Source organism: Pseudomonas sp. 28 E 9, from assembly GCF_900004785.1.
Taxonomy (GTDB): domain Bacteria; phylum Pseudomonadota; class Gammaproteobacteria; order Pseudomonadales; family Pseudomonadaceae; genus Aquipseudomonas; species Aquipseudomonas orientalis_A.
Genome location: NZ_CVTK01000052.1, coordinates 274,964 through 300,097 on the forward strand (window position 1 = coordinate 274,964; position 25,134 = coordinate 300,097).

Here is a 25,134-nt window from a genome sequence, read left to right on the forward strand (position 1 = left end):
AGCCTTGGAGCTTGCCCACAGAACCCGAAGAGGTGCGCCATGAGTCAGTTGCTCGAACCCTACACCCTGCGTCAACTCACCCTGCTGAACCGCATCGCGGTATCACCGATGTGCCAATACTCAAGCGATGATGGCCTGGCCAACGACTGGCACCTGGTGCATCTGGGCAGCCGTGCCGTGGGCGGCGCCGGGCTGATCTTCACCGAAGCCACCGCCGTGACCGCCGATGGCCGCATCACCGCCCAGGACCTGGGGTTGTGGAAAGACGAACAGATCGAACCGTTGCAACGCATTACACGCTTTATTGCGGCGCAAGGCGCGGTGGCCGGTATTCAACTGGCGCACGCCGGGCGCAAGGCCAGCACTTATCGGCCGTGGATCGGCAAGCATGGCAGCGTCAAGCCGGAGGACGGTGGCTGGTTGCCGGTAGGTCCGTCGCCTATCGCATTCGACCCTCAGCACACGCAACCCAAACCGCTGGATGAAGCACAGATCCGCCAAGTGATCGCCGATTTTGTCGCCGCCGCCAAGCGTGCCCTGGCCGCCGGTTTCGAAGTGGTGGAGATCCATGCCGCCCACGGTTACCTGCTGCATCAGTTTCTGTCGCCCATCAGTAACCAGCGCCAGGACCAGTACGGCGGCTCCTTCGAAAACCGCATCCGCCTGGTGCTGGAGGTGACCCGCGCGGTGCGCGAAGTCTGGCCCCAGAACCTGCCGCTGTTTGTGCGCGTGTCAGCCACCGACTGGGTGGAAGACGGCTGGAACCCCGATGAAACCGTGGAACTGGCGCGCCGCCTGAAAGACTTGGGCGTGGACTTGATCGACGTGTCCTCCGGCGGCACCGCCGCCAACGCCGAAATCCCCACCGGCCCCGGTTACCAGACGCGCTTTGCCGAGCGGGTACGCAAAGAGTCGGGCATCGCCACCGGCACGGTCGGCATGATCACCGAACCGGCCCAGGCCGAACATATCCTGCGTACCTGCCAGGCCGACATCATCTTCCTGGCCCGCGAATTGTTGCGCGACCCGTACTGGCCGCTGCATGCCGACGATGACCTGGGCGGGCGCAAAGCGATCTGGCCGGCGCAATATCAACGGGCGACGCACCGCGACCAGCCGATTCATGAATCCGATCTCAGGGATTGATCCTTAGCCTATGCCCACACAACCCACCCTGACGCGGTGGGTTTTTTTCGCTCGTGGCGATGACGCAGATCGATCTGAGTGGTCGGTGAAGGCGTGAGAAAGGGTTGTAGGTATTTATTACCGAAGCAATTATTTAAGTGAATACTCTAAAAAAAATCCCACACGTAACCAGATTGTTTCTACGCTTACGATAAGCCTGATTTTCGGCCCAGGAAGTCAGTCCGCTTCACGTCACGCGGATAAAGGGCAGCAGACATATTGGATCGATATCAGGAGAAGCAGTCCATGGCCAAGTCCTATGGTGTAGCGGGTGTGATGGCGTCTTTTCTGATCCGCAGGATGTCCTTGCGTGGCCGCAGGTTGAGTTCGGATGAAGTCGAACTGCTGGCGCATTACCGCACCCTGACCGAGAGCGATCAGGTTGCGATGCGGTATTTGATTGGGGCGATGAAAACCGTGTCTCGGTTTTGAAGGGTGGGCGGACACCGTGTGGGAGCACATTGCTCCCACAGCGTGGGCCGCCGTCTCAGGTGTATTTACGCTTGCCCGGCTCGGGCGGGAAATACTGATACAGCCAAGTCTCACTCAGGGTACGGTCCTGGGTGCGGATAAACAGACGCAGCTCTACTGGCTCCACGCTGTCACTGGTGGGGTACCAGTCGAATAGAATGCGGTAGCCCTTGATGTTGTCGAGCACCAGCACGCTGAAGTCTTTCACCTCGCCGTGAGAGCAGGTGACCACCGGTTCGATGCCCGTGCCGGCTGGCAAACGGTCCAGACCGCCGCCCTTGAAGTCCACCGCAAAGCGGCGTGCCCACACCTCAGGGTAATGCTCGCCTGGGGCCCAGCCTTCGGTAAATCCGCCCATGCCCGAACGGGTCGCGTCGACCTGCGCCAGCGGCGTGCTCACCGGCGGCAGGGCGCTCCAGTAGAGCTTGTAGCCGTAGTTGAGCGAATCGCCGGCCGCCACCGGTTTTTTCGGGGTCCAGAAGGCTACGATATTATCCAGGGTCTCGCCGGTAGTGGGGATCTCCAGCAAGTCGATCGAGCCTTCGCCCCAGGCGGTGGTGGGTTCTACCCAGAGGCTGGGTCGCTTGCTGTACCAGTCCACGGTGTCCTGATAGCTGGCGAACTCGTGGTCGGTCTGCACCAGGCCGAAGCCTTTGGGGTTGGTGTCGGCGAAGGCGTTGAACTGCAGCTTGGCCGGGTTGTTCAGCGGACGGCAAATCCACTCGCCGTTGCCGCGCCACATGGCCAGGCGGTCCGAGTCGTGGATTTGCGGGTGGATGGTGTCGCACATCCGGCGTTCGTGGGTTCCGCAACTGAACATGCTGGTCATGGCCGCAATGCCCAATTGTTCGATGGCGGTGCGCGCATTGATATGGGCATCGATCGCCATCACCACTTGATTGGCCTGGCAGTCGATATCGAAGCGATAGGCGCCGGTCGCGCTGGGGGAATCGAGCAGGGCGTAGACCACGAAGCGGGTGGCATCCTTGTCCGGGGTTTCGAACCAGAACTGGGTGAAGTCGGGGAACTCTTCGCGTTTTTTCGCGTAGGTGTCGATCGCCAGGCCGCGCGCCGACAGGCCGTACTGGCCGGTGGAGTCGACGGCGCGGAAGTAGCTGGCACCCAGAAACGACAGCACATCATGGCGGTCAAGCTCCGGTGCCTTGAACAGTTTGAACCCGGAGAAGCCCAGGTCGCCGGTCAGCTGTTTGGTGTCAACCGTGGTTTTTTCATAGTTGAACAGCGAAGGGCGAAAATGCACTTCGCGGGCCTCGCGGGTCTTGGGATCGACACTGTGCATGCGCACCGGCGTCTTGAAGCCCATGCCGACGTGGAAAAACTGCACGTCCAGTTGCCCGTTCAGTTCCTTCCACAGCGAATGGTTGCCGTCGTAGCCAATGGCGTTGAAGTTCTGCGGGGTCATGGTTGCCAGCGTGGGCGGCAGCACCTGCCGGGTGTCTTTGTAGGCGGCGCCGGCGAGCTGTTTGGCCTGGGCCTTGAGCGTATCGAAATCGAATGCCACGGCCTTGCCGTCGGCGGCACGGTTCCCGGCCCAGGCCTGCGCGGCCAGCAGGCCACTGGCCGACAAACCGGTGTAGGCCGCAATGGCCATGGACGCTTTGAGCAAATTCCTGCGGTGCATAGAGACAACCTGTCGTGAGCGAATCCCGCGCCGTTCCTGGCACGTAACGGATCAGAAATAACGGTTCGGACATGCCTTCGGCCAAACGCAACGGACAATAAACAGACGCCGGATAGCTTAAGCGGTTCGATGGTGAAGGAAAAATCATTGATGGCAGCATGATGGCGCCGCTGTGCAACAAGACATTTCCGACGCCAGGGCAGGGCGTTACATCTGGAAGCACTCTAGATAGAGCGTTTTTGGCACTTAGTTTTACGCTGGGGGCCTATTGGTCCTACGAACCCAAGTGTCTGGAGGCTACGAATGAATACCCGTGGATTGCTCGATCAGTTGCTCAAGTCTGGCCAGGACATGTTGCAGAACAAGGCTGGCGGCCAGCGTCAATCGACTGACAAAGGCGCCCTTGGCGGGCTGCTTGGCAGTGGCGGACTTGGCAGTCTGCTCGGTGGCGCAGGCGGTGGTGCATTGGCGGCCGGTGCCATGGGCTTGCTGCTGGGCAATAAGAAGGCGCGCAAATTCGGCGGCAAGGCCCTAACCTACGGAGGCCTGGCCGCGTTGGGAGTCATTGCCTACAAAGCCTACGGCAACTGGCAGGCGCAGCAGGCCAACGCGCCCCAGGGCGAGCCGCAAACCATTGATCGTCTGCCGCCGGCCCAGGTCGAGCAGCACAGCCAGGGCATTCTCAAGGCGCTGGTCGCTGCCGCCAAGGCCGACGGGCATGTGGATGAGCGTGAGCGGGCGTTGATCGAAGGCGAGTTCACCAAGCTCGACAACGACCGCGAACTGCAAGCCTGGCTGCACGCCGAGTTGAACAAACCCCTCGACCCGGCCGACGTCGCCCGCGCCGCCGGCACCCCGGAAATGGCCGCCGAGATGTACATCGCCAGTGTGATGCTGGTGGACGAGGAAAACTTCATGGAGAAGGCCTACCTGGACGAACTGGCGCGCCAGCTGAAGCTGGAGCCGGGCCTGAAGGCGGAGCTGGAGAAACAGGTGCGCCTTAACCTCGAATAAAACCGCCTACTTGTCCACAGGTGGGAGCGGGCCTGCTCCCACCTTCAAACCCGGCTTGGTTCCAAGCGCCAGGGCGCCTGCCGCCAGGGCGCCGCCGGCACCTGCAGTGTCCCCGCAAACCATTGGTTAATACACGCCATCGCTCAGCTATACTCCCCTCCATTTGAATGGATCTGCGAGGAATTACTGTGAAGAACTGGACCCTGCGCCAACGGATTTTGGCGAGCTTTGCGGTAATTATCGCGATCATGCTGCTGATGGTCGTGCTCTCGTATTCGCGCCTGTTGAAAATCGAAACCAGTGAGAGCTCCGTGCGCGATGACGCTGTGCCTGGCGTGTTTTTCAGCTCGATGATTCGCAGCGCCTGGGTCGACAGCTACCTGCAAACCCAGGAATTGGTGGGCATCCACAAAAACCAGGGCATTTCCGAGGAGGACAAGCAGGACTACAAGTCCTTCGAGGCACGCCTTGAGAAATACATGGCCGACTACGCCCAGACGATCAACTTCACCCAGGATCGCAGCGATTTCGACGCCTTCGAAAAAACCCACCAGAGCTACAACCAGATCCTCGCCCAAGTGCTCCAGGCGCAGCAGAGCAACAACGCCGTGGAGGCCCTCAGGCTGTTCAACGAGCAACTGACGCCCGCCTGGGTCGCAGGCCGCGCGAAGCTCAATGAAATCATCCAGCAGAACAAACAAGTTGCCGACGAGGCTACCGCCGCCATCGATGATGCCGTCGAGGCCGCGAAGATCAGCATGGGCGTCTCGCTGCTGCTGGCGGTGCTTGCCGCCGCGCTGTGTGGCCTGCTGTTGATGCGCGCAATCATGGCGCCGATGAAACGTATCGTCGATATCCTCGAAGTCATGCGCACGGGCGACCTGAGCAAACGCCTGAACCTGGAGCGCAATGACGAATTCAATATGGTCGAAACCGGCTTCAACGACATGATGACCGAGCTGACCGCGCTGGTCTCCCAGGCGCAGCGTTCGTCGGTGCAGGTCACCACCTCGGTGACCGAGATTGCCGCCACCTCCAAGCAGCAACAGGCCACGGCCACCGAAACCGCCGCCACCACCACTGAAATCGGCGCCACATCGCGTGAAATCGCCGCGACCTCCAAGGACCTGGTGCGTACCATGACCGAAGTGTCCACTGCCGCCGACCAGGCTTCGGTCGCCGCCGGGTCCGGTCAACAGGGCCTGGCACGCATGGAAGAAACCATGCATTCGGTGATGGGCGCCGCCGACCTCGTCAACGCCAAGCTGGCGATCCTCAATGAGAAGGCCGGCAACATCAATCAGGTGGTGGTGACCATCGTCAAAGTGGCAGACCAGACCAACCTGCTGTCCCTCAACGCCGCCATCGAGGCCGAGAAAGCCGGTGAGTACGGGCGCGGTTTTGCCGTGGTCGCTACCGAAGTGCGCCGCCTGGCCGACCAGACCGCCGTCGCGACGTACGACATCGAGCAGATGGTGCGCGAGATCCAGTCGGCGGTGTCGGCGGGCGTGATGGGCATGGACAAGTTCTCCGAGGAAGTGCGCCGAGGCATGTTCGAGGTGCAGCAAGTGGGTGAGCAACTGTCGCAAATCATCCACCAGGTGCAGGCCCTCGCGCCGCGGGTGTTGATGGTCAATGAAGGCATGCAGGCCCAGGCCACCGGCGCCGAGCAGATCAACCACGCGCTGGTGCAGTTGGGGGATGCCAGCAGCCAGACCGTCGAGTCCCTGCGCCAGGCCAGCTTTGCCATCGATGAACTGAGCCAGGTCGCGGTGGGTCTGCGCAGCGGCGTGTCGCGTTTCAAAGTCTGATGAGCGACCTCGCGGCTAAACGCGGCGCCGTTACGGCAGCGAAAAAGGCGTTGTTCCTGGTGTTCCACATCGGCACTGAGCGCTTTGCCCTCAAGGCCACGGAAGTGGTCGAGGTGCTGCCGCGCCTGCCGCTCAAACCCATCGCCCAGGCACCTGTGTGGGTGGCGGGCATCTTTGCCCATCGCGGCGCGCTGGTGCCGGTGATCGACCTGAGCGCGCTGACCTTCGGCACCGTGGCCCAGGCCCGTACGAGTACGCGGCTGGTGCTGGTCAATTATCAGCCACAAGCCGGGAGCCAGGCGCGGTGGCTGGGCCTGATCCTGGAGCAGGCCACCGACACCCTGCGTTGCGACCCCGCCGAATTCCAGCCTTATGGCCTGGATAACCGCCAGGCGCCCTACCTGGGGCCGGTGCGCGAAGATGCGCTGGGCTTGATGCAATGGATCGGTGTGGCCGAGTTGTTGAGCGATGACGTGCGTGCGTTGCTGTTTTCCAGCGAGTTGAGCCTATGAGCAGTGATCCGCGCTTCTCGGCCTTCCTGAAGGAACGTATCGGCCTGGACGTCGCGTCGGTGGGCGAGGCGATCATCGAGCGCGCGGTGCGCCAGCGTTGCCAACTGTCCCAGGCGCCCACAGCGGACGCCTACTGGCAGCTCCTGCAAAGCTCCCACGATGAACAGCAGGCGCTGATCGAAGCGGTGATCGTTCCCGAGACCTGGTTTTTCCGCTACCCCGAGTCCTTTGCGACCCTGGCGCGCCTGGCCCATGCACGCCTGGCCGAGATCAAGCAGATGCGCGCCTTGCGCATTCTCAGCCTGCCCTGTTCCACCGGCGAAGAGCCCTATTCGATTGCCATGGCCCTGCTCGACGCCGGCCTGGCGCCGCACCAGTTCAAAGTGCAGGGGATGGACGTCAGCCCGCTGTCCGTGGAGCGTGCCCGCCGCGGTGTGTACGGCAAGAACTCCTTTCGCGGCGCCGACCTTGAATTTCGCGACCGGCATTTCACTGAAGACGGCGGCGCCTACCGCATCGCCGACCGGGTGCGCGAGCAAGTGCGCCTGCAAGTCGGCAACCTGCTCGACCCGGCGCTGTTGGCCAATGAGTCCAGTTATGATTTTGTGTTCTGTCGCAACCTGCTGATCTATTTCGATCAGCCCACCCAGAAGCAAGTCTTCGATGTGCTCAAGGAACTGACCCACGTGGACGGCGTGTTGTTTATCGGCCCAGCCGAAGGCAGCCTGCTGGGACACCATGGCATGCGTTCGATTGGCGTGCCGCAATCCTTTGCGTTCAGCCGGCACGCGGAGTCGGTCGCGCCAGCCCCGGTGTTTGCACCGATACCGGCACCCACGCCGCCGCGCAGTGCGGCGCCTGTTACGCTCAAGCCGCGCCCGTTCAGTACGGTTGGCGCCCAGGCGGCGCCGGTCAAGGCAGCGCATACGGAGGCCGGCGAGCTGCTCAACCAGATCGCCACCTTGGCCAATGAGGGCAAGAGTGCCGAGGCCCGCGCTGCGTGCGAGCGCTATCTGGGCAGCCATCCGCCGGTGGCCCAGGTGTTCTACTGGCTGGGCTTGCTCAGCGATGTAGCCGGCAATGCCCCGCAAGCCCAAGGGTATTACCGTAAAGCCTTATACCTGGAACCGCAGCATCCGCAGGCCTTGATGCACCTGGCCGCGTTGCTCGAGTCCCAGGGCGACAGTGCGGGGGCGCGTCGTTTGCAGGCGCGGGCCGCGCGTAGCGAGCGAGCTGACAGTGAGTCCAAACGATGAGTAGCCCTGACGCGCTGGATACCGCTGGCCTGGATCTGACCCTGGCCGACACCCAAGCCATCGACGACTGCTGGAACCGCATCGGCATCCATGGCGACAAATCCTGCCCCTTGCTGGTGGAGCACATCCATTGCCGTAACTGCTCGGTGTATTCGGCCGCGGCCACGCGCCTGCTCGACCGCTATGCGCTGGTGCAGGACGAGCGTCCCGCGCAAGCCGCCGGCGAGCTCGACAACCAGGTGGTCACCCGCTCCTTGCTGATGTTCCGCCTCGGCGAGGAGTGGCTTGGCATCGCGACCCGTTGCCTGGTGGAAGTCGCGCCGCTGCAACCGATCCACTCCTTGCCGCACCAGCGCTCCCGGGCTTTGCTGGGCGTGGCCAACGTACGCGGCGCATTGGTGGCCTGCCTGTCGCTGGTGGAACTGCTCGGCCTGGACAGCGCCAATACCGGCGCCACCGGCGGGCGCATCATGCCGCGCATGCTGATCATTGCCGCGCAGGATGGCCCGGTGGTCGTGCCGGTGGACGAAGTGGATGGCATCCATGCCATCGATGAGCGCACCTTGAGCGCCGCGTCGGCCTCCGGTACCCAGGCCAGCGCGCGTTTCACCCAGGGCGTATTGCAGTGGAAAGGCCGCAGCCTGCGTTGGCTGGACGAGGCTCAATTGTTGTCCGCCGTGACCCGGAGCCTCGCATGACCCCCGACCAGATGCGCGATGCCTCGCTGTTGGAACTGTTCAGTCTGGAAGCCGATGCGCAGACCCAGGTGCTCAGTGCAGGCCTGCTGGCCCTGGAACGCAACCCGACCCAGGCCGACCAGCTTGAGGCCTGCATGCGCGCCGCGCACTCGCTCAAGGGCGCGGCGCGGATTGTCGGGGTGGATGCCGGCGTCAGCGTGGCCCATGTCATGGAAGACTGCCTGGTCAGCGCCCAGGAAGCGCGCTTGTACCTGCAGCCCGAGCATATCGACGCGTTGCTGCAGGGCACGGATTTGCTGATGCGTATCGCCACCCCGGGCAATAACGTAGGGGCGGCGGATATCCAGGCCTATGTGGCGCTGATGGAGCGCTTGCTGGACCCGTCGCAACCGACTGCCATGGTCGCGCCGAAACCCGAACCGGCTCCCATGCCGGTGATCGAAGCGCCGGTACCCGAACCTGAGCCTGCGCCCGCCGTCATCAGCGAGCCGCCGCGCCAGGGCAAACGCATGACCGAAGGCGGTGAGCGCGTGCTACGGGTCACGGCCGAACGCTTGAACAGCCTGTTGGACCTGTCCAGCAAATCGTTGGTGGAAACCCAGCGACTCAAGCCCTATCTCGCCAGCCTGCAGCGCCTCAAGCGCCTGCAAAGCAACAGCCTGCGCGCCCTGGATACCCTCGAGGGCCACCTCAAGGTCGTCGACCTCAACCTTGAGGCCCAGGAAGCCCTGGCCGATACCCGCCGCTTGTTGAGTGAGGCCCAGGCGCTGCTGGCGCAGAAGAACGCCGAGCTGGACGAGTACGGCTGGCAGGCCGGCCAGCGCGCCCAGGTGCTTTACGACACCGCGTTGGCCTGTCGCATGCGCCCGTTTGCCGATGTGCTGGCCGGGCAGGTGCGCATGGTGCGTGACCTTGGCCGCAGCCTGGGCAAGCAAGTGCGCCTGGAGATCGAGGGCGAAAAGACCCAGGTCGACCGCGATGTGCTGGAAAAGCTCGAGGCGCCACTCACGCATTTATTACGCAATGCCGTCGACCACGGCATCGAAATGCCCGAGCAGCGGCTGCTGGCGGGCAAGCCGGCGGAAGGCTTGATTCGCCTGCGTGCGTCCCATCAAGCCGGCTTGCTGGTGCTGGAGTTGAGCGATGACGGTAACGGCGTCGACCTTGAGCGCCTGCGCGGTACCATTGTCGACCGGCACCTGTCCCCCGTGGAAACCGCGTTGCGCCTGAGCGAGGAAGAACTGCTCACGTTCCTGTTCCTGCCGGGGTTCAGCCTGCGTGACAAGGTGACCGAAGTGTCCGGTCGCGGCGTCGGCCTGGATGCGGTGCAGCACATGGTGCGTCAACTGCGCGGCGCCGTGGTGCTGGAGCAGACGGCGGGGCAGGGCAGTCGCTTTCACCTGGAGGTGCCGTTGACCCTGTCGGTGGTGCGCAGCCTGGTGGTGGAGGTCGGTGATGAAGCCTACGCCTTCCCGCTGGCGCACATCGAACGCATGTGCGACCTGGCGCCCGAGGACATTGTGCAACTGGAAGGTCGCCAGCATTTCTGGCACGAGGGCCGGCATGTCGGCCTGGTCGCCGCCAGTCAGCTGTTGCAGCGTCCACCGGGGCAAACCCCTGGCGATACCTTGAAAGTGGTGGTGATACGCGAGCGCGATGCCGTGTATGGGATCGCCGTCGAGCGCTTTATCGGTGAGCGCACCCTGGTGGTATTGCCGCTGGATGATCGCCTGGGCAAGGTCCAGGATATTTCCGCCGGCGCCTTGCTTGACGATGGCTCGGTGGTCCTGATCGTCGACGTGGAGGACATGTTGCGTTCGGTGGACAAGTTGCTCAACACCGGCCGCCTGGAACGTATCGCCCGGCGCACCCAGCAGGCCACCGAGGCACCGCGCAAGCGGGTACTGGTGGTGGACGACTCTCTGACTGTGCGTGAGCTGCAACGCAAGTTATTACTCAATCGCGGTTATGAAGTGGCCGTTGCGGTCGATGGCATGGATGGCTGGAACGCATTGCGTTCCGAGGATTTCGACCTGCTTATCACTGATATTGATATGCCCCGCATGGACGGTATTGAATTGGTCACACTCTTGCGCCGTGACAGTCGCCTGCAATCGTTGCCGGTGATGGTGGTTTCCTACAAGGATCGGGAAGAAGACCGACGCCGAGGCCTCGACGCCGGCGCCGACTATTACCTGGCCAAAGCCAGCTTCCACGACGATGCCTTGCTCGACGCCGTGGTTGAACTGATCGGGGGCGCCCGGGCATGAGGATTGCGATCGTCAATGACATGCCCCTGGCCGTCGAGGCGTTGCGGCGCGCCTTGAACCTGGAACCCGCGCACGAGGTGGTATGGGTGGCCAGTAATGGCCTGGAAGCGGTGCAGCGCTGTGCCGAACGGCTGCCGGACCTGATCCTGATGGACTTGATCATGCCGGTAATGGACGGCGTGGAGGCCACGCGGCAGATCATGGCCGAGACGCCCTGCGCGATTCTGCTGGTGACCGTCGACCGCCAGGCCAATATGAGCCGGGTGTTCGAAGCCATGGGCCACGGCGCCCTGGATGTGGTGGACACCCCGGCGCTCGGCGTGGGCAACCCCAGGGATGCGGCAGCGCCGTTGTTGCGCAAGATCCTCAATATCGGCTGGCTGATCGGCCAGCGCGGTAGCCGTGTGCGCGCCGAAACCGCGCCCGATCGCAGCACCGGCAAACGCCAGAGCCTGGTGGCGATCGGTTCTTCGGCGGGCGGTCCGGCTGCCCTGGAAGTCCTGCTCAAGGGATTGCCCCGCAACTTTCCCGCCGCCATCGTGCTGGTCCAGCATGTGGACCAGGTGTTCGCCGCGGGCATGGCCGAGTGGTTGAGCAGTGCGTCCGGCCTGCCGGTGCGCCTGGCGCGAGAGGGTGAGCCTCCGCAGAGCGGCGTGGTCTTGCTGGCCGGTACCAACCACCATATTCGCTTGTTGAAAAATGGCACGCTAGCCTATACCGCAGAGCCGGTGAACGAGATTTACCGGCCGTCCATCGACGTGTTTTTCGAAAGTGTCGCCAGCTATTGGATCGGTGACGCCGTCGGCGTACTGCTGACCGGCATGGGGCGCGACGGCGCCCAGGGCCTCAAGTTGATGCGCGAACAAGGATATTTGACCATCGCCCAGGACCAGTCGAGTTCGGCGGTGTATGGGATGCCCAAAGCAGCGGCGGCGATTGATGCCGCTGTTGAAATTCGCCCACTGGAAAGAATTGCGCCGCGATTGCAGGAGGTCTTTGCAACATGATCGACAATCTCCCGCCGTGCTGGTTTGCAGGCGTAATTCAGGTGACCGCACATGAATGATTTGCAACTTGACGACTTCAAGACCGACGAAAACGCCGCCATGGTGCTGCTGGTCGACGACCAGGCCATGATCGGCGAAGCTGTGCGGCGCGGCCTGGCCCATGAAGAAAACATCGATTTCCACTTTTGCGCCGACCCGCACCAGGCGATCGCGCAGGCAATTCGCATCAAGCCGACCGTGATCCTGCAGGACCTGGTCATGCCCGGCCTCGACGGCCTGACCCTGGTGCGCGAGTACCGCAATCACCCGGCCACGGCGAATATCCCGATCATCGTGCTTTCCACCAAGGAAGACCCGCTGATCAAGAGCGCAGCGTTTGCGGCCGGGGCCAACGATTACCTGGTCAAGCTGCCGGACAATATCGAACTGGTGGCGCGCATTCGCTATCACTCGCGCTCCTACATGACCCTGTTGCAGCGCGACGCGGCTTACCGTGCGCTGCGGGTCAGCCAGCAACAGTTGCTGGACACCAACCTGGTGCTGCAACGGCTGATGAACTCCGATGGCCTGACCGGGCTGTCCAATCGCCGCCACTTCGACGAATACCTGGAACTGGAATGGCGCCGAGCCATGCGCGACCAGACCCAGCTCTCCTTGCTGATGATCGATGTGGACTTCTTCAAGACCTACAACGACAGCTTTGGCCACGTCGAGGGTGATGAGGCCTTGCGCAAAGTCGCCAATACCATCCGCGAAGCCAGCAGCCGTCCCTCCGACCTGCCGGCACGCTATGGCGGCGAAGAGTTCGCGCTGGTGCTGCCCAACACCTCGCCGGGCGGTGCGCGGCTGGTGGCGGAAAAACTGCGCATGGCGGTGGCCGCCCTGAAAATCCCGCATATCGCGCCTGCGGAAGGTTCGAGCCTGACCGTCAGCATTGGCCTGTCGACGTTGACACCCGTACAGGGCACCGATTGCCGGCAGTTGATCATGGCGGCGGACAAGGGGTTGTATATCGCCAAGCATAATGGGCGCAATCAAGTCGGCATCGAATAACTCAAGGCCGGCGCAAAGCCAAATGTGGGAGGGGGCTTGCCCCCGATAGCGGTGTGTCAGTCACAACTTCATTGGCAGACAGACTGCCATCGGGGGCAAGCCCCCTCCCACATTTGGCTCTTCGTCGGTCTTGGGATTGTGTACAAACCTCTGCCTTTTCGGCCGGGTGGACTGCCGTTTCCAGGCGTTTGCCGTTATACTCGCCGGCTTTCAAAAGTTCGCCAACGAGTGCTGCCCGCCATGGAAATCAACCCGATCCTTAACACCATCAAGGACCTGTCCGAGCGCTCCGAAACTATTCGGGGGTATCTTTGACTACGATCAAAAGCATGAGCGTCTGACCGAAGTCAATCGCGAGCTTGAAGATCCGAGTGTCTGGAACAAACCTGAGTACGCCCAGGAACTGGGGCGCGAGCGCGCTGCGCTGGCGCAGATCGTCGACACGCTCGACGAACTGAACACCGGCCTGGCCGACTGCCGCGACCTGCTGGACATGGCCGTCGAAGAAGATGACGAAAGCGCCGTGGGCGATGTTGTCGCCGAGCTGGCCCGTCTCGAGGAAAACCTCGCCAAGCTTGAATTTCGCCGCATGTTCAGCCACGAAATGGACCCGAACAACGCCTACCTGGATATCCAGGCCGGTTCCGGCGGCACCGAGGCCCAGGACTGGGCCAACATTCTGCTGCGCATGTACCTGCGCTGGGCCGACAAGCGCGGTTTCGACGCGACCATCATGGAGCTGTCCGCCGGTGAAGTGGCCGGTATCAAGGGCGCGACCGTGCACATCAAGGGCGAATACGCCTTTGGCTGGTTGCGTACCGAGATCGGCGTGCACCGCCTGGTGCGCAAGAGCCCGTTCGACTCCGGCAACCGTCGCCATACGTCCTTCTCGGCGGTGTTCGTCTCCCCGGAGATCGACGACAAGGTGGAAATCGAGATCAACCCGGCCGACCTGCGCATCGACACCTACCGTTCCTCCGGTGCTGGTGGCCAGCACGTAAACACCACCGACTCGGCCGTGCGTATCACCCACGTACCGACCAACACCGTGGTCAGCTGCCAGAACGAGCGCTCCCAGCACGCCAACAAGGACACCGCCATGAAAATGCTGCGGGCCAAGTTGTACGAGCAGGAAATGCAGAAGCGCAACGCCGCGTCCCAGGCGCTGGAAGACACCAAGTCGGACATCGGCTGGGGGCACCAGATCCGTTCCTACGTGCTCGATGCGTCGCGGATCAAGGATTTGCGCACCAACATCGAACGCAGCGACTGCGACAAGGTGCTCGACGGTGATATCGACGAATACCTGGAAGCCAGCCTGAAATCGGGGCTGTAAAGATTGTAGGCGATCCCCGGCCACTGGCCGGGGACAACGAACCTGATGGAAAATTTAAGACATGAGCGACCAACAACTCGACCCGCAAGCCCTGCAACAGGAAGAAAACTCCCTGATCGCCCTGCGCAAGGAAAAGCTTGCTGCCGAGCGCGCCAAGGGTAACGCCTTCCCCAACGACTTCCGCCGCGACAACTACTGCGATGCCCTGCAGAAAGAGTACGCGGACAAGACCAAGGAAGAGCTGGCAGAAGCGGCGATCCCGGTCAAGGTGGCGGGTCGCATCATGCTCAACCGTGGCTCGTTCATGGTGATCCAGGACATGACCGGGCGCATCCAGGTCTATGTCAACCGCAAGACCCTTTCCGAAGAAACCCTGGCCTCGGTGAAAACCTGGGACATGGGCGACATCATCGCAGCCGAGGGCACCCTGGCCCGTTCCGGCAAAGGCGACCTGTATGTCGAGATGACCAGCGTGCGCCTGCTGACCAAGTCCCTGCGCCCGCTGCCGGACAAGCACCACGGCCTGACCGACACCGAGCAGCGCTACCGCCAGCGCTACGTTGACCTGATCGTCAACGAAGACGTGCGCCAGACCTTCCGCGTGCGTTCGCAGGTCATCGCCCACATCCGCAGCTTCCTGGCCCAGCGTGACTTCCTGGAAGTGGAAACGCCGATGCTGCAGACCATCCCTGGTGGCGCCGCGGCCAAGCCGTTCGAAACCCACCACAATGCGCTGGACCTGCCAATGTTCCTGCGGATCGCGCCGGAGCTGTACCTCAAGCGCCTGGTGGTCGGCGGTTTCGAGAAGGTGTTCGAGATCAACCGCAACTTCCGTAACGAAGGCGTCTCGACTCGGCACAACCCTGAATTCACCATGTTGGAGTTCTACCAGGCCTACGCCGACTACGAAGACAACATGGACCTGACCGAAGAACTGTTCCGTGAACTGGCGCAGCTGGTGCTGGGCAGCACTGACGTGCCTTATGGCGACAAAGTGTTCCACTTCGGCGAGCCGTTCGTGCGTCTGTCGGTGTTCGACTCGATCCTCAAGTACAACCCTGAGCTGACCGCTGACGACCTGAACGACATCGACAAGGCTCGCGCCATCGCCAGGAAGGCCGGCGCCAAGGTGCTGGGCTTCGAAGGCCTGGGCAAGTTGCAGGTGATGATTTTCGAAGAACTGGTGGAGCACAAGCTCGAACAGCCGCACTTCATCACCCAGTACCCGTTCGAAGTGTCGCCGCTGGCGCGTCGTAACGACGACAACCCGAACGTCACCGACCGTTTCGAATTGTTCATTGGCGGCCGTGAAATCGCCAACGCCTATTCCGAGCTCAACGACGCGGAAGATCAGGCCGAGCGCTTCATGGCCCAGGTGGCCGACAAGGACGCCGGTGATGACGAAGCCATGCACTACGATGCCGACTTCGTACGGGCCCTGGAATACGGCATGCCGCCCACCGCCGGTGAAGGTATCGGCATCGACCGGCTGGTGATGCTGTTGACCAACTCGCCGTCGATCCGCGATGTGATCTTGTTCCCGCATATGCGGCCACAAGCGTAACCGTAGCGAAATCCGAAGCCGCCTTTTATAAGGCGGCTTTTTTATGTGGCGTAAATTCGCGTCAAACAAACAGCGCCAGGTTTTGTTGATCGGTTGCTCGTTCCCACGCTCTGCGTGGGAATGCATCCTGTGACGCTGCGCGTCACACTTAGAAGAGGGAAATGTGGTGAACCGCGTAATGGCTCAAGAAGGCGCCGCCGGCGTTGCCGCTGCCGTGGCCGATAGCGTCCAGTACCAGGGCCGCAAGGCCAGCCGCCGGGGCAGTGAACAGCGCCGGCAGGACATTCTCGATGCGGCCATGCGCATCGTGGTCCGTGACGGCGTACGTGCCGTGCGGCACCGGGCCGTGGCGGCGGAGGCCGGCGTGCCGTTGTCGGCCACCACTTACTACTTCAAGGATATCGATGACCTGCTCACCGACACCTTCGCCCAATACGTCGAACGCAGCGCCGCGTTCATGGGCAAGCTGTGGGTGCGCAACGAAGGCCTGCTGCGCGAGATGGTCGCTTACGGCGACGGCAGTCCGGCGTCGCGCTCGCAGCTGGCCGATGACATTGCGCGGCTGACCGCCGACTATGTGCAGCGCCAACTGATCAACCGTCGCGAATACCTGATGGCCGAGCAGGCTTTCCGCCAGGAAGCCTTGCTCAATCCGCGCCTTGCCGAACTGGTACGCTCCCACCAACAGATTCTGCTGCAAGGCACCGGGCAGTTTTTCCAGGTATTGGGCTCCCGCGAGCCGCAGCAGGATGCCAAGGTGTTGACGGCGATTATCAGTCGGATGGAATATCAGGGCCTGTTGGGCGGCGCAGAGCCGCTGACCGGTGAAGAAATGCTGGAGATACTCAAGCGTTACATGCACCTGGTATTGGCTTCAGTCTGATACCAGAAAGGCCACGTTCAAAGAGGAAGCACCGGGTGGACGATTACCAGCAGACGATACGCAGCTTGTCCGATCGCATTGTGCTGGCGCAAACACCGATCCGCGTCCTTGATGCGGTGAAGTGGGACGAGAACATTCGCCAGGGCTTTCTCAAGGCCAAGGGCAAGGCCATGCCCGCCGTGGATCGCGATTACTACCTGAACCGGCCGCTGTCGTTCGATTCCAGCGCGGTCAAGCTGGAGTTCCAGAACATCGAGCGCGACATTACCCGCCGCCTCGGCCAGTTCAGCCCGGTGGGGCAGATCATGCGCCGCATGTGCCGGGAGTACCGCATGGTCGTGCGGATGCTCGAAGCCCGTGGCACCGAGGACTTCGGCCTGATCTCCCAGGAACTCTACGGCGCCGCTTCCGACGCCTTCCACGCCGGCGACCCGACGCTGGCGGACCTGGGGCTGATGCTTTCGGACTACCTGAACAACATCGATGGCCGGGGCGACCTCAAGGACGAAGCCAAGACCCTGACCGCCAAGGATGCGGTGAGCCTGCTGCAGACCCGCTTGAACAAGGTGTTCGGCGAGGCCGAGGAGACCATCCGCGTATTCGAGTCCGATGGCATCGTCGCCGACGCAGCGGCGGGCGCCGACTACATCAAGATCCGCGCCGACGCGATGTTCAACGACCGTGACGTGCGCGCCCTGGAAGTGCACGAAGGCCTGGTGCATGTGGGCACCACCCTCAATGGCCAGAACCAGCCGATCTGCACGTTCCTGTCCAAGGGGCCGCCCTCGTCCACCGTGACCCAGGAAGGCCTGGCGATCCTGATGGAGATCATCACGTTTGCCTCCTACCCCAGCCGGCTGCGCAAACTGACCAACCGCACCCGCGCCATCCATATGGTGGAGGAGGGCGCCGACTTCCTGCAGGTGTTCGAGTTCTTCCGCGAGCAGGGTTTTGAAATGGCGGAAAGCTACGGCAACGCCAGTCGAGTGTTCCGTGGCTCGGTGCCGACCGGCCTGCCGTTCACCAAGGACCTGTCCTACCTCAAGGGCTTTATCATGGTCTACAACTACATCCAGCTGGCCGTGCGCAAGGGCAAGCTGGAACAGGTGCCGTTGCTGTTCTGCGGCAAGACCACGCTCGAAGATATGCGCACCTTGCGCCAACTGGTCGACGAAGGCCTGGTCGTGCCGCCCAAGTACCTGCCCGAACAGTTTCGCGACATGAACGCACTGGCGGCCTGGATGTGCTTTTCCAACTTCCTCAACCATTTGAGCCTGGACCGGATCGAGGCGGACTATTCCAATATCCTTTGACCGGACGGCGACTCACCCGGGATCTCCCACGTCCGCCCATTTCATCTCACTCACGAGGCTCAACGGATGAGAATCCTCGGCATTCTGTGCCTGCTACTCACATTGAACGGCTGCAGCTCCCTGCTGTTCTACCCCGAGCCCGGCCTGCCGTTCACGCCGGAAAAAGCCCACCTGGCGTATCGCGACGTCACCCTTACCACCGCCGACGGCGTGAAACTGCACGCCTGGTGGCTGCCGGCCAAGCCTGGCGTGCCCCTCAAAGGCACGGTGCTGCACCTGCACGGCAACGGCGGCAACCTGGCGTGGCATCTGGGCGGCAGCTGGTGGTTGCCGGAGCAGGGCTACCAGGTGCTGTTGCTCGACTATCGCGGTTATGGGCTTTCGCAAGGCAAGCCGTCACTGCCGGCTATCTACCAGGACGTGGACGCAGCCTTCAGCTGGCTGGATCAGGCGCCCGAAGCCCAGGGGCAGCCGTTGGTCGTGCTTGGCCAGAGCCTGGGCGGCGCCCTGGCGGTGCATTATCTGGCGGCTCACCCCGAGCGCCAGTCCCGGCTCAAAGCCCTGGTATTGGACGGTGTGCCCGCCAGTTATCGTGACGTGGGACAATTTGCCCTGAGCACTTCCTGGTTAACATGGCCGTTTCAGGTCCCTCTGTCCTGGCTGGTACCTGACGCCGACAGCGCGATCAACGCCATGCCCCAGCTCAAGGGCGTTCCCAAACTGCTGTTTCACAGCCTGGATGATCCGATCGTGCCCGTGTCCAACGGCATACGCCTTTACCAAGCGGCGCCGCCGCCCAGGGTACTGCAGCTGACGCGAGGCGGGCATGTGCAGACGTTTGCCGACAAGACCTGGCAAACCGTCATGTTGCGTTACCTGGATGACCCGCAGCATTTCAACGGCCTGCGGCGTCTGGGCGAAATACCGAATTACCCCCTTTCCAAGGTTGACCCATCAGAGAGCCCGCAATGAGTGAAGAGCGCAACATGATCCCGCTGATTCTCACAGGGATCGGCACCATCATCGGTACGGTCGGTTGTTTGTGGTACTACGGCTACCTGCACTTCGCCAAGCCGGAAGATGCGCTGCTGCTCAGTGAATTCACGATGCTCAAGACCGTGCCGGGGGAGGATTACAAAGTCTCACTGACCCCCGCCACTCAAGTGGCGCAGTGCGTGGACGGTGTGCTGGTGATGTTCGATACCGACCAGAAAGGCTTGAGCGGCGTACTGGTGAACAACAAGAAACAGGCAGTGCGTTGCATCGGGCAAGAAACTCCGCAACTGCAACAGTGAATTCTGCCTCCCAGCCGTGGGAAACCACCCTAGTCTTTACAGACTATTGATTTCACGCATGTCAGCCACCCGGCAGGCCGGAACCATCCTGGCTCACCCACCACTGATTATTCACCGATTGGCAAGGCTGATCGGTCCCTTAATTCATAGGTTGGAGTTAGCATTTATGGCAGGAATCAACGGTATCTCGGGCGGCGCGAACATGGGTGGCATGGGCGGCATGGGGGGTGTGGGCGGCGCTGGCAATGGCCAGGGAAGCTCGCAAGGCCTCGACCAGCAGATTAAAGACGTACAAAAGCAGATCCAGGATCTTAAAGCCAAGGGTTCTCAAGGCAGTCAGGGAAATAGTGGTGCCGGTGGTGAAGATCCCCTCAAGGAATTGGAGGAGCTGCTGAAGAAGTTGCTCGCGCAGAAGGCGGGTGGCGCGCAGGGCGCTCAAGGTGCCCAGGGCGGTCAAGGCGCCGACGATGGCCAAAGCGGTGGTCAGAGCGCGGGACAGGGCCAGATCCAGCAGCCGGACTATCAAGGTTCAGGCCAAGTCGGCAACTGATCAAGCCTCCTGGAAAAACCGCCTGCAGGGCTAATGCTGTTCAGTTAAGCGTACATCGCCCTCTGTAGGAGCGAGCTTGCTCGCGAAAAACGTCAACGATAACGCGTGTTTCCTGGTTGAACGCGGCGCCTGTGGTTTTTTGCGAGCAAGAGCTAGGCGCCCCCCTCGCTCCTACAAAAAGCCTTAACTGAACGGCATCAGCCTGCAGGGGCGGTTTTTTTCGTGCATCGGATGGCCAGTCGTCGGTCTGGGCAGGAATGCCTGGAACCTTATTTCTTCAGATACCACACAAAGCGTTGTCACTCACACGGTTTGAGGCGAGGATGGAATTCAAGATTCCAGTGCTGGAAAATATGCTGATCATGGCAAGGCAGCATGTGGCGATTGAACAGGAAGCTGCTCGCCGCAACAGGCTTGAGAGTCAGGCAGACAAGCAGGCGGGCCCGCAGATTCAAATGCCGGCTGAAGATACCGGTCGAACCGTACAGTTCGACGAGCCGAAAAAAAACCCACCATAAGGTGGGTTTTTTTATGCCGCTTCAATCAATCAGTTAGCAACGGACGAGCGCGGCTTGACTGGCTGGTTGTCGTTGGAAATAGTCACTTCGACGCGACGGTTCATCGCACGGCCGGAGACGCTGCCGTTGTCGGCAACCGGATATTCCTTGCCGTAACCCTGGGTCACGATGCGCGAAATGTCCACGCCTTGCTGGGCCAGTGCGCGCTGTACGGAAGCGGCGCGGCGCTCGGACAGGCTCTGGTTGTACGAGTCGGAACCGGTGCTGTCGGTGTAGCCTTCGACGATCACTTTACGGTCCGGGTTGTCGCGCAGGAACTGAGCCAGCTTGGTGATGTTGACCAGGCCGCTGGATTTGAGGTCGGACTTGTTGGTGGCAAACAGCACGTCACCGAAAGTTACCAGGGTGCCGCGATCGGTTTGCTTGGCGTTCAAGCTGTTTTGCAGTTGCTTGATCTGCGCGTCACGGGCGTCCAGCAGGGCGCGGGCACGTTCGTCGCCAGCGTTTTTCAGCTTGGCTTCGGACTCACGCAGGGAAATGGTGTCTTTGGCCACTTCTACACGCTGGTTGGTCAGGTAAGCCAGTTGGTCGACTTTCTTCTCGTCTTCCTTGTCGCGGTAGGCCTTGTCTGCCTTGTCCAGCCACTCGCTGGCGTCTTTGGTTTCCAGGGCTGCGAGCTTGGTCGCCTGCGGGTTGGTTTGCAGGGCCGTGAAGTTGGTCCGTGCGTTTTCCAGGTTCGCGTTCGGCGGGGTGGAGCAGGCTGCCAGGGCAACGCTCATCGCCAACAGGGCAGGGATCATCAATTGTTTACGCATAGTCGTGTCGTCCTTTCAATTCGATATCAGGTGCGATGCAATCAAGGGGCAGCGGCTTACTTCTGCTGGATAGCAGCCGGGCGCATGCCTTCCTTACGCAACTCATCAACTGCTTTCTGGGAATCCTTCACCGCTTGCTCGGCCTTGGCAGCCTGGGCCTTACGCTCAGCGACACGAGCATCCCACTCGGCTTGTTCAGCCAACATACGAGCTTTGTCGTAGTTCTTGTCGTGCATGGCGATTTCAGCTTCTTTGAGCTTGTCCTGAGCCGACTTCATTTCCACGGCTGCGAACTCGGTGCCGCCGGCGCTGACCGCGCTGTTGACCGCAGACTGGGTCACTGCGTACTGCTCGGTCGGCGGGTTACCGGCGCAACCTGCCAGAACGAAGCTGGTGCCGATTGCCAGCGCGGCCAATTTAAGCCCGCGCAGGTGGTTAAACGAGGATTTGGCAGTGCTGGTCTTCATCGTCTTCAACTCCATTGGGTAGCTCCTGAAAAACATCAAAATCCATCTTGGTGTTCGTTTGCGGGCCCGGCGGTAAAGCACATGACACCAGTTCAAACGAGCGTTCCAAGTGATGGCTTACTGGCTGTGACCGGAGGCTTTTTTCAAAAGTTCAGCGAAGATGGCGATTTGCCTAAAAAAATATCTGACTGATTGGTCAGCTCTGGAAAATTGGAACTTTCACCACGCACAACGGTACTCCGGGCCGCTGAAAAGCCCGGAATACCTGGGTTAAATTGGGGTGGGTAAACAGTGATCAGTGCTGCTGTTCGTCATTACCGGCTGACAAATCATGCAGATAGCGGCGTGACAGCGTCAGAAATCGCGGTGTGGGCCCAACGTCTTCATACAGCGGATCGCCTTCCTCATCGGTGGCAATCACTTGCTGCCCCTGGACGTAGGGAAAGCTGGCTTCCAATTCTTCAAGGGCGGCGCCGATCAGCTCGCCGAGCAGTTCTTCGGCGTGACGCTTGGGGTACATCTCGGCCAGGGCGGCCAGTCTCGCGGCGGCCTCTACATCCAGATGAATGGCGTATTCGGTTTTGGTCAGTTGACCCTTGGCGGTCTCTTCCCAATGCTGGGGCAGGTCTCGAATTTTCATGGCAACCTCAATAATGAGTGTCCAGCCGCCGGTGTGCATAACGCGGCGACCTGATGTTGAGACTAGCGGGAAGCGGCAAGGTTTAAAGTGTCTTGTCAGAAACCTGCGCCGACGGCACTCTGGACCCCCTGCGCGTCCCGGATTTCTGGCTGGAGAGTGGCTGATGAGTGATATCGATGCACGCTTGCGTGAGGATGTTCACCTGCTGGGTGAACTGTTGGGCAACACCATTGCAGAGCAATACGGCGGTGATTTTCTCGACAAGATCGAGCAGATCCGTAAAGGCGCCAAGGCCGACCGGCGCGGCGCGGGCGATGAACTCAGCACAAGCCTCAATCAACTGCAGGAAGACGAACTGCTGCCCGTAGCCCGGGCCTTCAACCAGTTCCTCAACCTGGCCAACATTGCCGAGCAGTACCAGTTGATTCACCGGCGCGATGAGTCGCAGCCGGCGCCCTTCGAGTCCCGCGTGTTGCCGGAACTGTTGGCCCGTCTGCAGCGTGAAGGGCACAGCGATGAATCCCTGGCGCGCCAATTGGCGCGGCTGGAAATCGAACTGGTGCTCACCGCCCACCCCACCGAAGTCGCACGTCGCACCCTGATCCAGAAGTACGACGCGATCGCCGCGCAGTTGGCGCTGCAGGATCACCGTGACCTTACCCGTGCCGAACGCGAGCACATCCGTGAACGTTTGCAACGCTTGATCGCCGAGGCCTGGCACACCGAGGAAATCCGTCGCGTGCGGCCTACGCCGGTGGATGAAGCCAAGTGGGGCTTTGCCGTCATCGAGCATTCCTTGTGGCAGGCCATCCCGAATTATTTGCGCAAGGCCGACCAGGCCTTGCATGCCGCAACCGGTTTGCGCCTGCCGCTTGAGGCTGCGCCGATTCGATTTGCCTCGTGGATGGGCGGCGACCGTGACGGCAACCCGAACGTCACCGCGCCGGTCACCCGTGAAGTGCTGTTGCTGGCGCGCTGGATGGCGGCGGATTTGTATCTGCGCGATATCGATCAACTCGCCTCCGAGTTGTCCATGCAACAGGCCAGCGCGGCGTTGCAGGCCCAGGCGGGAGACAGCGTCGAACCCTACCGTGCGGTGCTCAAGCAGTTGCGCGAACGTCTGCGCGCCACGCGCCAGTGGGCCCATGCCTCGTTGAATGGCACTGCACCGGCACCCGAGCAGGTGCTGCGCGACAATCGCGACCTGCTCGGTCCGTTGCAACTGTGCTATCAGTCGCTGCATGAGTGCGGCATGGGCGTGATCGCCGATGGCCCGTTGCTCGATTGCCTGCGCCGCGCCGTGACCTTTGGCCTGTTCCTGGTCCGCCTGGATGTGCGCCAGGACTCCACTCGCCACGCGTCGGCCATGACTGAAATCACCGACTACCTTGGCCTGGGACGTTATGAGGACTGGGACGAAGAAGCGCGCATCGACTTCCTGAGCAAGGAACTGGACAATCGTCGGCCGCTGCTGCCGGGTTATTTCAAGCCGTCGGCAGACACGGCGGAAGTCTTGAACACCTGTCGGGAAATCGCCGCTGCACCGGCCGCATCGCTGGGCTCCTATGTGATTTCCATGGCCGGTGCCGCCTCGGATGTGCTGGCGGTGCAACTGCTGCTCAAAGAGTCCGGTGTGCAGCGGCCGATGCGTGTGGTGCCGCTGTTCGAGACCCTGGCCGACCTGGATAACGCCGGGCCGGTGATGGAGCGGTTGTTGCAGCTGCCGGGCTATCGCGCGCGGCTGCAAGGCCCGCAGGAAGTGATGATCGGCTATTCGGACTCGGCCAAGGACGCCGGCACCACTGCTGCCGCCTGGGCGCAGTACCGGGCGCAGGAGCGTTTGGTGGACATCTGCCGTGAGCAGCAAGTGGAGTTGCTGTTGTTCCACGGTCGCGGTGGCACCGTCGGCCGTGGCGGCGGCCCGGCGCATGCGGCGATTCTGTCGCAGCCGCCGGGCTCGGTGGCGGGGCGGTTCCGCACCACCGAACAAGGCGAGATGATCCGCTTCAAGTTCGGCCTGCCGGACATTGCCGAGCAGAACCTCAACCTCTACCTGGCCGCAGTGCTCGAAGCCACGCTGTTGCCACCACCGCCCCCGGAACCGGCCTGGCGTCACTTGATGGACGAATTGGCGGCCGACGGCGTCAGCGCCTACCGGGCGGTGGTGCGGGAAAATCCGCAATTCGTCGAGTATTTCCGCCAGTCCACACCGGAACAGGAACTGGGCCGCTTGCCGTTGGGCAGCCGCCCGGCCAAGCGGCGTGCCGGCGGTATTGAAAGCCTGCGCGCGATTCCGTGGATCTTCGGCTGGACCCAGACCCGCTTGATGCTGCCCGCCTGGCTCGGCTGGGAAGCGGCATTGAGCAAGGCCCTGGAGCGCGGCGAGGGTGAGTTGCTTGGGCAGATGCGCGAACAGTGGCCGTTCTTCCGCACCCGCATCGATATGCTGGAAATGGTGCTGGCCAAGGCCGACGCCGATATCGCCCGGCTCTATGATGAGCGCCTGGTGCAGCCTGACTTGCTGCCATTGGGCGCGCATTTACGCGACCTATTGTCGCAGGCCTGCGAGGTGGTGCTTGGCCTGACCGGGCAGTCGCAACTCTTGGCCCACAGCCCGGATACCCTGGAGTTCATCCGCCTGCGCAACACCTACCTGGACCCCCTGCATCTGTTGCAGGCTGAATTGCTCGCCCGCTCGCGCCAACGCGAAGCGGCGCAGGACAGCCCTCTGGAACAGGCGCTGCTGGTGTCCGTAGCCGGTATTGCCGCAGGTTTGCGCAACACCGGTTGAGGTTTTTCGCGTGTTCTCAACGGCTTGCGAATGAACTGCGACG

23 protein-coding genes are annotated in these 25,134 nt (G+C 61.9%); 19 read left to right on the top strand and 4 right to left on the bottom strand.

Features of this window, described 5'->3' with window-relative positions; genetic code table 11:
• Positions 1 to 39: 39 nt before the first annotated feature.
• Both BFQ00_RS20430 and BFQ00_RS20435 read left to right on the top strand, forming a co-directional pair.
• Complete coding sequence (locus tag BFQ00_RS20430; protein ID WP_065886040.1) at positions 40 to 1,146, top strand: NADH:flavin oxidoreductase/NADH oxidase; 1,107 nt, start codon at positions 40 to 42, stop codon at positions 1,144 to 1,146.
• A gap of 285 nt (positions 1,147 to 1,431) precedes the next feature.
• Positions 1,432 to 1,617, top strand: a complete 186-nt coding sequence (locus tag BFQ00_RS20435; RefSeq protein ID WP_065886041.1) for a hypothetical protein — start codon at positions 1,432 to 1,434, stop codon at positions 1,615 to 1,617.
• Between the two features lie 55 nt (positions 1,618 to 1,672).
• Here BFQ00_RS20435 and BFQ00_RS20440 read toward each other — a convergent pair whose 3' ends face one another.
• Positions 1,673 to 3,298, bottom strand: a complete 1,626-nt coding sequence (locus BFQ00_RS20440; RefSeq protein ID WP_065934545.1) for a glucan biosynthesis protein D — start codon at positions 3,296 to 3,298, stop codon at positions 1,673 to 1,675.
• Positions 3,299 to 3,601: 303 nt separating this feature from the next.
• On the opposite strand from BFQ00_RS20440, the gene BFQ00_RS20445 reads away from it, so the two are divergent.
• The 16 genes from BFQ00_RS20445 (at position 3,602) to BFQ00_RS20525 (ending at position 20,378) form a co-directional block, all read left to right on the top strand.
• The gene (locus BFQ00_RS20445; protein ID WP_065886043.1) at positions 3,602 to 4,312 is read left to right on the top strand and encodes a tellurite resistance TerB family protein; all 711 of its coding nucleotides are present in this window, start codon (positions 3,602 to 3,604) and stop codon (positions 4,310 to 4,312) included.
• 188 nt (positions 4,313 to 4,500) lie between these two features.
• Positions 4,501 to 6,123, top strand: a complete 1,623-nt coding sequence (locus tag BFQ00_RS20450; protein WP_065886044.1) for a methyl-accepting chemotaxis protein — start codon at positions 4,501 to 4,503, stop codon at positions 6,121 to 6,123.
• Positions 6,123 to 6,635, top strand: coding sequence for a chemotaxis protein CheW (locus tag BFQ00_RS20455; protein ID WP_065934546.1), 513 nt, complete (start codon positions 6,123 to 6,125; stop codon positions 6,633 to 6,635). Before BFQ00_RS20450 ends, BFQ00_RS20455 begins: the two co-directional genes overlap by 1 nt.
• The gene (locus tag BFQ00_RS20460) at positions 6,632 to 7,891 is read left to right on the top strand and encodes a CheR family methyltransferase (protein ID WP_065934547.1); all 1,260 of its coding nucleotides are present in this window, start codon (positions 6,632 to 6,634) and stop codon (positions 7,889 to 7,891) included. The genes BFQ00_RS20455 and BFQ00_RS20460 overlap by 4 nt, the downstream gene beginning before the upstream one ends.
• Positions 7,888 to 8,589 carry a chemotaxis protein CheW gene (locus BFQ00_RS20465; protein WP_065934548.1) on the top strand — a complete coding sequence of 234 codons (702 nt, stop codon included), beginning with the start codon at positions 7,888 to 7,890 and terminating at the stop codon, positions 8,587 to 8,589. The genes BFQ00_RS20460 and BFQ00_RS20465 overlap by 4 nt, the downstream gene beginning before the upstream one ends.
• On the top strand, positions 8,586 to 10,859 hold the full coding sequence (locus BFQ00_RS20470) for a hybrid sensor histidine kinase/response regulator (RefSeq protein ID WP_065934549.1): 2,274 nt from the start codon (positions 8,586 to 8,588) through the stop codon (positions 10,857 to 10,859). Before BFQ00_RS20465 ends, BFQ00_RS20470 begins: the two co-directional genes overlap by 4 nt.
• Complete coding sequence (locus BFQ00_RS20475) at positions 10,856 to 11,866, top strand: chemotaxis response regulator protein-glutamate methylesterase (protein WP_065934550.1); 1,011 nt, start codon at positions 10,856 to 10,858, stop codon at positions 11,864 to 11,866. Before BFQ00_RS20470 ends, BFQ00_RS20475 begins: the two co-directional genes overlap by 4 nt.
• A 51-nt stretch (positions 11,867 to 11,917) precedes the next feature.
• Positions 11,918 to 12,919, top strand: a complete 1,002-nt coding sequence (locus BFQ00_RS20480) for a response regulator (RefSeq protein WP_065934551.1) — start codon at positions 11,918 to 11,920, stop codon at positions 12,917 to 12,919.
• A gap of 240 nt (positions 12,920 to 13,159) precedes the next feature.
• A protein-coding gene (gene prfB, locus BFQ00_RS20490) for a peptide chain release factor 2 (protein ID WP_104501908.1) occupies positions 13,160 to 14,255 on the top strand; the annotation gives its coding sequence in 2 pieces (ribosomal slippage) (positions 13,160 to 13,231 and positions 13,233 to 14,255; 1,095 coding nt in all).
• Positions 14,256 to 14,316: 61 nt separating this feature from the next.
• Complete coding sequence (lysS, locus tag BFQ00_RS20495) at positions 14,317 to 15,819, top strand: lysine--tRNA ligase (RefSeq protein WP_065886051.1); 1,503 nt, start codon at positions 14,317 to 14,319, stop codon at positions 15,817 to 15,819.
• Positions 15,820 to 15,985: 166 nt separating this feature from the next.
• Entirely contained in the window at positions 15,986 to 16,702 is a 717-nt protein-coding gene (locus BFQ00_RS20500) for a TetR/AcrR family transcriptional regulator (protein WP_083203333.1), read from the top strand.
• 35 nt (positions 16,703 to 16,737) lie between these two features.
• Positions 16,738 to 18,015, top strand: coding sequence for a flavohemoglobin expression-modulating QEGLA motif protein (locus tag BFQ00_RS20505; RefSeq protein WP_005785511.1), 1,278 nt, complete (start codon positions 16,738 to 16,740; stop codon positions 18,013 to 18,015).
• A 66-nt stretch (positions 18,016 to 18,081) separates the two neighbouring features.
• Positions 18,082 to 18,987: an alpha/beta hydrolase gene (locus BFQ00_RS20510; protein ID WP_065891950.1), complete on the top strand. Its 906-nt coding sequence runs from the start codon at positions 18,082 to 18,084 to the stop codon at positions 18,985 to 18,987.
• Positions 18,984 to 19,310, top strand: coding sequence for a hypothetical protein (locus tag BFQ00_RS20515; protein ID WP_065934552.1), 327 nt, complete (start codon positions 18,984 to 18,986; stop codon positions 19,308 to 19,310). The genes BFQ00_RS20510 and BFQ00_RS20515 overlap by 4 nt, the downstream gene beginning before the upstream one ends.
• Positions 19,311 to 19,476: 166 nt before the next feature.
• Positions 19,477 to 19,860, top strand: coding sequence for a hypothetical protein (locus tag BFQ00_RS20520; protein WP_170827576.1), 384 nt, complete (start codon positions 19,477 to 19,479; stop codon positions 19,858 to 19,860).
• Positions 19,861 to 20,183: 323 nt separating this feature from the next.
• Complete coding sequence (locus BFQ00_RS20525) at positions 20,184 to 20,378, top strand: hypothetical protein (protein ID WP_065886055.1); 195 nt, start codon at positions 20,184 to 20,186, stop codon at positions 20,376 to 20,378.
• Positions 20,379 to 20,407: 29 nt separating this feature from the next.
• On the opposite strand, the gene BFQ00_RS20530 is transcribed toward BFQ00_RS20525, so the two are convergent.
• The 3 genes from BFQ00_RS20530 to BFQ00_RS20540 all read right to left on the bottom strand — a co-directional run bounded on the left by BFQ00_RS20530 (position 20,408) and on the right by BFQ00_RS20540 (position 22,300).
• Positions 20,408 to 21,193 (bottom strand): OmpA family protein, encoded by a 786-nt coding sequence (locus BFQ00_RS20530; RefSeq protein WP_065886056.1) that lies wholly within the window; start codon positions 21,191 to 21,193, stop codon positions 20,408 to 20,410.
• A 56-nt stretch (positions 21,194 to 21,249) separates the two neighbouring features.
• Positions 21,250 to 21,675 carry a DUF4398 domain-containing protein gene (locus BFQ00_RS20535; protein ID WP_065886057.1) on the bottom strand — a complete coding sequence of 142 codons (426 nt, stop codon included), beginning with the start codon at positions 21,673 to 21,675 and terminating at the stop codon, positions 21,250 to 21,252.
• A 280-nt stretch (positions 21,676 to 21,955) separates the two neighbouring features.
• Positions 21,956 to 22,300 (bottom strand): pilin assembly protein, encoded by a 345-nt coding sequence (locus BFQ00_RS20540; RefSeq protein WP_065891951.1) that lies wholly within the window; start codon positions 22,298 to 22,300, stop codon positions 21,956 to 21,958.
• Between the two features lie 163 nt (positions 22,301 to 22,463).
• Here BFQ00_RS20540 and ppc point away from each other — a divergent pair, with 163 nt between their 5' ends.
• Positions 22,464 to 25,091: a phosphoenolpyruvate carboxylase gene (ppc, locus tag BFQ00_RS20545; protein ID WP_065934553.1), complete on the top strand. Its 2,628-nt coding sequence runs from the start codon at positions 22,464 to 22,466 to the stop codon at positions 25,089 to 25,091.
• The last annotated feature ends 43 nt before the right edge of the window (positions 25,092 to 25,134 follow it).

Excerpts from the sequence above, each read along its gene's own strand:
- BFQ00_RS20430 (WP_065886040.1), top strand. The coding sequence starts at position 40 with ATGAGTCAGTTGCTCGAACCCTACACCCTGCGTCAACTCACCCTGCTG.
- BFQ00_RS20435 (WP_065886041.1), top strand. The coding sequence starts at position 1,432 with ATGGCCAAGTCCTATGGTGTAGCGGGTGTGATGGCGTCTTTTCTGATC.
- BFQ00_RS20440 (WP_065934545.1), bottom strand. The coding sequence starts at position 3,298 with ATGCACCGCAGGAATTTGCTCAAAGCGTCCATGGCCATTGCGGCCTAC.
- BFQ00_RS20445 (WP_065886043.1), top strand. The coding sequence starts at position 3,602 with ATGAATACCCGTGGATTGCTCGATCAGTTGCTCAAGTCTGGCCAGGAC.
- BFQ00_RS20455 (WP_065934546.1), top strand. The coding sequence starts at position 6,123 with ATGAGCGACCTCGCGGCTAAACGCGGCGCCGTTACGGCAGCGAAAAAG.
- BFQ00_RS20460 (WP_065934547.1), top strand. The coding sequence starts at position 6,632 with ATGAGCAGTGATCCGCGCTTCTCGGCCTTCCTGAAGGAACGTATCGGC.
- BFQ00_RS20465 (WP_065934548.1), top strand. The coding sequence starts at position 7,888 with ATGAGTAGCCCTGACGCGCTGGATACCGCTGGCCTGGATCTGACCCTG.
- BFQ00_RS20470 (WP_065934549.1), top strand. The coding sequence starts at position 8,586 with ATGACCCCCGACCAGATGCGCGATGCCTCGCTGTTGGAACTGTTCAGT.
- BFQ00_RS20475 (WP_065934550.1), top strand. The coding sequence starts at position 10,856 with ATGAGGATTGCGATCGTCAATGACATGCCCCTGGCCGTCGAGGCGTTG.
- BFQ00_RS20480 (WP_065934551.1), top strand. The coding sequence starts at position 11,918 with ATGAATGATTTGCAACTTGACGACTTCAAGACCGACGAAAACGCCGCC.
- lysS (WP_065886051.1), top strand. The coding sequence starts at position 14,317 with ATGAGCGACCAACAACTCGACCCGCAAGCCCTGCAACAGGAAGAAAAC.
- BFQ00_RS20510 (WP_065891950.1), top strand. The coding sequence starts at position 18,082 with ATGAGAATCCTCGGCATTCTGTGCCTGCTACTCACATTGAACGGCTGC.
- BFQ00_RS20515 (WP_065934552.1), top strand. The coding sequence starts at position 18,984 with ATGAGTGAAGAGCGCAACATGATCCCGCTGATTCTCACAGGGATCGGC.
- BFQ00_RS20520 (WP_170827576.1), top strand. The coding sequence starts at position 19,477 with ATGGCAGGAATCAACGGTATCTCGGGCGGCGCGAACATGGGTGGCATG.
- BFQ00_RS20525 (WP_065886055.1), top strand. The coding sequence starts at position 20,184 with ATGGAATTCAAGATTCCAGTGCTGGAAAATATGCTGATCATGGCAAGG.
- BFQ00_RS20530 (WP_065886056.1), bottom strand. The coding sequence starts at position 21,193 with ATGCGTAAACAATTGATGATCCCTGCCCTGTTGGCGATGAGCGTTGCC.
- BFQ00_RS20535 (WP_065886057.1), bottom strand. The coding sequence starts at position 21,675 with ATGGAGTTGAAGACGATGAAGACCAGCACTGCCAAATCCTCGTTTAAC.
- BFQ00_RS20540 (WP_065891951.1), bottom strand. The coding sequence starts at position 22,300 with ATGAAAATTCGAGACCTGCCCCAGCATTGGGAAGAGACCGCCAAGGGT.
- ppc (WP_065934553.1), top strand. The coding sequence starts at position 22,464 with ATGAGTGATATCGATGCACGCTTGCGTGAGGATGTTCACCTGCTGGGT.